General features: G+C 52.8%; 4 protein-coding genes and 1 pseudogene. 3 read left to right on the forward strand and 2 right to left on the reverse strand.

Annotated features, from left to right (window positions below; genetic code table 11):
* Positions 1–86: 86 nt before the first annotated feature.
* Both G8770_RS17990 and fdhD read right to left on the reverse strand, forming a co-directional pair.
* Entirely contained in the window at positions 87–2,468 is a 2,382-nt protein-coding gene (locus G8770_RS17990; protein ID WP_167190105.1) for an FdhF/YdeP family oxidoreductase, read from the reverse strand.
* A 130-nt stretch (positions 2,469–2,598) separates the two neighbouring features.
* Positions 2,599–3,516, reverse strand: a complete 918-nt coding sequence (fdhD, locus tag G8770_RS17995) for a formate dehydrogenase accessory sulfurtransferase FdhD (RefSeq protein WP_167190107.1) — start codon at positions 3,514–3,516, stop codon at positions 2,599–2,601.
* A gap of 203 nt (positions 3,517–3,719) precedes the next feature.
* Between fdhD and G8770_RS18000 the strand changes: the two genes are divergently transcribed.
* From G8770_RS18000 to G8770_RS24745, 3 genes and pseudogenes are all read left to right on the forward strand, one after another.
* The gene (locus tag G8770_RS18000; RefSeq protein ID WP_341771169.1) at positions 3,720–4,814 is read left to right on the forward strand and encodes a substrate-binding domain-containing protein; all 1,095 of its coding nucleotides are present in this window, start codon (positions 3,720–3,722) and stop codon (positions 4,812–4,814) included.
* Between the two features lie 477 nt (positions 4,815–5,291).
* Positions 5,292–5,441 (forward strand): IS6 family transposase, encoded by a 150-nt coding sequence (locus G8770_RS23935; RefSeq protein WP_208022350.1) that lies wholly within the window; start codon positions 5,292–5,294, stop codon positions 5,439–5,441.
* A 114-nt stretch (positions 5,442–5,555) separates the two neighbouring features.
* A pseudogene (locus G8770_RS24745) lies at positions 5,556–5,879 on the forward strand (DDE-type integrase/transposase/recombinase).
* Positions 5,880–6,255: the final 376 nt, after the last annotated feature.

Here is a 6,255-nt window from a genome sequence, read left to right on the forward strand (position 1 = left end):
TACCATGGTCGTATTGGTTTTAACGGCGCTGCACACAACGAAATGACGGCTGGGTAACGCCTAATGAAGGCACTTCACTGTGACTCTCACTCCTGACGGATACCTGGCGTTAATTGCACGGCAATGGATTTGTACGTCGGTGTGCCACAGCCTTCCGCCACACTGTCAAGCGGCACCAGCGGATTGGTCTCCGGATAGTAGGCGGCCAGGCAGCCCCTGGGGATTTGAAACTCAACCACTTTAAAGCCTTTGACCTGGCGCAAACGGTTGTCACTGTCCGGCTGATTCACCGTGGTGATGTCCACCCGGTCGCCGGGTGTTAAGCCTTGTTGCTTAATGTCGTCCGGGTTCATGAACAACACATTGCGCTCGCCACTGATGCCTCGATAACGATCGTTCATGCCGTAGATGGTGGTGTTGTATTGATCGTGTGAGCGCAAAGTCTGCAGCGTAAAACCCGTGTTCGCGGCGCGGTGCTGCTGATCCTGCTCGTGCATCAATGCCTCCGGTAACGCACTGTCGGAAAAGACAGCCCGCTGAGTGGCTGTACGCCACTCGCGCAACGCGGCCGAATTGGTCAGATGAAAACCGCGTTTTTGCCGGATGCGCTCATTAAAATCTTCAAACCCGGGCAGCACCTGGCTGATTTCTTCCCGGATCAGTTGATAATCATCCGCCAGCGACAACCAGCTGAGGTGGGCCGCAGGCTGTCGGGTTGCCCTCAGCGTGGCCTGGGCAATCCCCGCCACAATCGCGGTTTCAGAGCGCAGCGATGGCGCAGCGGGTTCATTGCTGCCCTGCGAACTGTGCACCATGCTCATGGAATCTTCGACCGTGATGATTTGCTCACCGCTCGCTTGCCGGTCGATTTCCGTGCGCCCAAGACAGGGCAGGATCAGGGCTTTTTGGCCGGTGATCACGTGGCTGCGATTGAGCTTGGTACTGATGTGGACGGTGAGCGCGCAATGGCTCAGCGCGCGGTGCGTCTGGGCCGTGTCGGGGGTGGCGGCCGCAAAATTTCCCCCCAGCCCGATGAAGACCCTGGCCTTGTGATCCAGCATCGCCTGAATGGATTCGACGGTGTTCAAACCCTGCTGCCGGGGAATGGCAAAGTCATAGCGCTGCTGTAAGGCGTCCAAAAGTTCAGCCGGGGGGCGCTCGTTGATACCGACGGTGCGATTGCCCTGGACGTTGGAATGACCGCGCACAGGACAGGCGCCTGCACCGGGTTTGCCGATGTTGCCTTTCATCAGCAGCAGGTTCACCAGCTCCCGCACCGTGGCAACAGAATGCCGGTGCTGGGTAATGCCCATGGCCCAGGTGAAAATACTGCGTTCACTACTCATATAAATGCGGCCGAGCTTTTCGATCTCCTGCTGTTCCAGTCCGCTTTGGGCGATGATTTTCGCCCAGGGCGTTGCTTTGACCACAGCTTCATAAGCGTCAAAGTTATCGCAATGTTGAGCGATAAAATCCCGGTCTATCACCCCCTGGGTATCCGCACCCTTGTCGGTCTGATCCTGTTCCTGTTCCTGTTCAAACAGAAATTTGGCCATGCCCCGCAGCAGCGCCATGTCACCCCCCAGCCGCGGGGTAACGTAGTGCTGGCTGATGGCGGTACTGCTGCCAATGAGCATCTCTTTCGGGCTTTGTGGGTCCGAGAACCTTTGTAAGCCGCGCTCTTTCAGATTGTTGATGGCCACCACCTGGGCGCCGCGCTTTGCCGCCTTGCGCAGGGTGGCGAGCATCCTCGGGTGGTTGGTGCCCGGGTTCTGCCCAAACACAAAAATGGCTTCAGCCTGCTCAAAGTCGTGCATAGTCACGGTGCCTTTGCCGGTACCGATGCTCAGCCCCAGCCCTACCCCGGACGCTTCGTGGCACATGTTCGAACAGTCGGGAAAATTGTTGGTGCCAAAAGCCCGCCCAAACAGTTGATACAGATAGGCCACTTCATTACTGGCGCGACCCGAGGTATAAAACAGCGCCTCATCGGGTGACGCAAGCGCGTTCAATTCCCCGGCAATCAGTTGGAAAGCCCGACCCCAGCTGACCGGTTGATAGTGGTCGTGCTCACCGTCGTAAAACATCGGCTCGCACAGGCGACCGCTTTTCTCTAACGCGTAATCACTCCAGCTGCGCAGCTCTGCCAGGCTGTGACGCGCAAAAAAGTCGGCGTCGGCGCGCTTGCTGGTCACTTCCCAGGCGACAGCCTTGACCCCATTTTCACAAAAATCAATTTTACCCGCCGTCGGCTCTTCCCCCCAGGCGCAACCCGGACAATCAAATCCACCCGGCTGATTGGCTTTTAACAGAGTTTTGACGCCCTTGGCGGCATCTTCGCTCTGGATCAAATGCTTCGCCGAACTTTTTAAGGCGCCCCAGCCGCCGGCCGGATGGGGGTATGGCACCGGCTCCTCGGGGTGGCTGTTAGAAGGATTGCGCTGGCTGTCGTCGTGGCGGTGACTCATGTTGTGTCTCTCGAAAAAAATAATGACGGTCGATCAAAACGTTGTGAACGCCAATAAAAACGCTGCTGTCGTGCCATGAGACCTGGTCCTAAAGCCGGCCTATGACATCCTCAACCGCTCACAAGTATTATCAGGCGAAGCGTTTAAGCTCTGATTGCTGAAAACAAAACAACAGCACCCCCGACTGTGCGGCCGACTGCACAGCCAGGTTGGTGGGCGGCGCCAAAGTCACCAGACAAGCAATCCCTGCGCGCGCGCACTTAATCACCAGATCGTGGCTGCAGCGGCTGGTGAGCATGGCAAACCCGGTGTTCAGAGGCTGCTGTTCCAGGGAGGCTTTGCCGATCAATTTGTCCAGGGCCGAATGGCGACCGACGTCTTCACTGATCACCAACGCCTCTGCACCGTGGTGATGGCTGAACAAGGCGGCACTGTGATGGCCACGGGCGTATCGATATTGCTTTTGCAGTGCACCCAGGGTGTGCTTGGCGCACTCTATGGTGTCAAAACTGGGCGCCATAACCCCAGAGGTGGTCTCGCGCTTAACCAGGCTATCTTGATTCATAGCCGCCTCAAGCGAATCGATACCGCACAACCCACAGCCACTGGGGCCGGCCATCAGGCGTTTTCGGTCTTTCAGTTGGTATTCGCAGGAGGCCAGCACGGTGAGGTCCACTTGCCAGCCCAAAGGCTGAGCTTCACAGTCGATGGACAAAATGTCATGTGTCCCCGTGATGAACCCTTCACTGATGCAAAACCCTACAGCAAAGGCTTCCAGATCGTTTGGGGATACCATCATGACGGCCTGGCAAATGCCGTTAATGCACAGAGCTACGGCGACTTCCTGCAGTTCGGTTTGTGCGGAAAGGTGGGTTAGAGCCAGGCTATGGGGATGAGGCACGCTGTGCGCTTGATCCGGGCCGGGCCGGGCTGACATACCAGCCGCTTCGGCTGCAGCAGGCTTAGGGGAAGACATTTTAGCGTTTGGCAGAAAGTCAGTGTTCACAAGACTCGCCATGGCAACACCCTTATATGCATTAGAGTTCATATTTAAATGCCTTTATGATGATCAACTGAGGCTAAAGTATCACTGGCTAGAACTTTGTAAAATATGCATTTTTGTGCCTATTTACTATAATATCGACCCTGGAAGATATGTTGTACCTTTATCGACCCTCTACCTTTGCCAGTTTTACCTTTATCACTCCTGTACCTTTAACAACCCGGGTACACCCTCGAGAGGCAGCTGTTGTGACGACGAAACAAATTCATATCGACCCCGGCTGGACGTTTCGGGATGAGGCGGGCAACACCCTCGAACCGCAATTATTTTCATTACTGCAGGCCATCTTTGAGCACAAGAAATTAACCCTGGCGGCCAAGGCCGCAGGCATCTCTTATCGCCATGCCTGGAATTTATTGCAGAAGTGGTCCGGCTTTTTTGGTACCGATCTGGTCACCATGTCCCGGGGCCGCGGGGCTGAATTGACCCTGCTGGGGGAGAAATTACTCTGGGCAGAGCAGCGCGTCATGGCCCGGTTTCAACCGCAAATGGCCAATATTGCCTCAGAGCTTAACCTGGAAATCCATAAAGCCATGGCGGGTGTCTCGCCGGTGTTGCGCATACAAGCCAGCCACGGCTACGCGGTCGCCTTACTACCGAAAGCGCTCAGTGAGATTCAGCTGGATCTGCAATACAGCAGTCCTGTAGAAGCCCTGTCAGCCCTCAATCGCGGCAGTTGCGATATCGCGGGCTTCCACCTGCCCACACAGGTGTCGATACCGGCCGTCAATGAACACTACCAGCGATTATTAAAGCCCCGCGCCCATAAAATCATACGCTTTATCTCCCGCCAGCAAGGCTTGATGATCAAGGCCGACAACCCCTGCGGGATTCATGGTTTGAACGATCTGGTGCCAAAAGAAAATAGTGAAATGCAGCCTGCTGCAGTCTGGCCGCGATTCATCAATCGACAAGAGGACTCCGGCACGCGGGCACTGTTTGATCAACTGCTGCTGGATCAGGGCCTCAGTCACGAAGCCATCAACGGTTACAATAATCGCGAGTACACCCACTCGGCGGTGGCGGCCTATGTGGCTGCCGGCATGGCGGATGTGGGTTTTGGCGTCGAAGAAGCGGCACACAAATTTGGCCTGCAGTTTATCCCCCTGTGCCGCGAAGATTACCTGTTTGTGTGTCACCAGAAAAAGCTCAAGCAAGCAGTGGTGGAAAACTTTGTGACCGCGCTGTCAGCACCTTCTTTCAAAAAGAACATAGAACAGCTCGCCGGGTACAGCGCCCATGACTGTGGCCAGATAGTGGATGTTGCCACGGTGCTTGACTGACCGAGACAAACCTTTGCCGCTGCTACCGCTCAAACCATCACACCCAATCTGTTCGCTTAACGCCTGCCCTTCAAACTTATTTCGACTGAATCGATATTTTAATCCTTAAAGTCAAATAAACAGAAAACTTTATAGAAATCAATATGGTAGAGAGTCCAAAAACAGCCAATACCACGATTAATACCATGGCTCCATCGGCTAAGATTTTGCTTCCTCCAACTAGACTTTATTGCGATAACAAAACCCATAATCACTAAGAAGGTGCATATACAATTCAAGCTTCGCGAACAGATGACTTTGGATATTATTTGCTGCAGTTCTGAAACCATACACACACAGAAAAATAATGAGATTATTGCTGTCAGAATACCTGGACTGGGAGAGGTATAACACCGGGTCACAGGAGAAACTGGTTGCGTCGCATCAGCAGCACTGATTAGCGTACAAATTGTCGTTTGATGTTTAGATAGAGTTGTCGTGATCAGTTTCAAGGGCTATTGTTACCCCCAATCCGTTATTCTGCAGTGCGTCCGTTGGTACGCCGCCCATTGTTTAAGCTATCGCGACATCGAGGAGATGATGAAAGAGCGCGGAATTGACGTAGACCACAGCACCCTCAATCGCTGAGTTCTGAAGTTTTCTCCACTTCTTGAGAAAGAATTTCAGAAGAGGAAGCGCCGTCTGGGTGCCGGGGTAAGACTTGACGAAACCTATCTTATTATAAAAAGTCATTAAAAATACCTGTACCGCGCTGTCGATAAAGAAGGCAACACAATCGACTTCCTGCTGACCGCTAAACGGGACAGAAAGGCCGCCAAGCGATTCCTTAATAAGATGATTAGTCGCAATGGTAGAGCGAGCTTAATTAATATCGACTAAAGTGGCGCCAACAATGTTGCGATCAATGATTACAATCAAGAGAACAGAACGCGAATCAAAATTCGGCAATGTGAATACTTGAACAATCTGATTGAGCAAGACCATCGATTCATAAAAAGAAAAATGAAACAGGCCATGGGCTTTGAAAAATTTAACAGTGCTGCTAAAACCATTGCTCGACTGTAGCTATAGCGGATTCTCAAAAAGGGTCAGAAGAGATGGGGAGGCTCGCAGTCTCCCGGTGCACTGTTCTATACCTTGGCAATGTGAGCTATAGTCAGCTTTGGAATATTCTGGTTTTCAATAATAGATGCGACACAACCGATATTTAGCCCGAAAAACGGGAAAGCGGAACCTCTATCAAGAAATGTTGTAAAATATAGCGTTATTCAGAGGTTCCTCAGTCATCTATTGAGTATTTTTGAGCATAAAAAAAAGGTATTGGTCCTACCCACCAAAAGTAGACACCTTAACTAAGCGGCCATTGCCGCGTCCTTTTCAAACTGCGCAGGACTTACATATCCCAGAGAAGAGTGCCTACGCAAGCGGTTGTAAAATATTT

The organism is Pseudomaricurvus hydrocarbonicus (assembly GCF_011602365.1).
Lineage (GTDB): Bacteria > Pseudomonadota > Gammaproteobacteria > Pseudomonadales > Cellvibrionaceae > Pseudomaricurvus > Pseudomaricurvus hydrocarbonicus.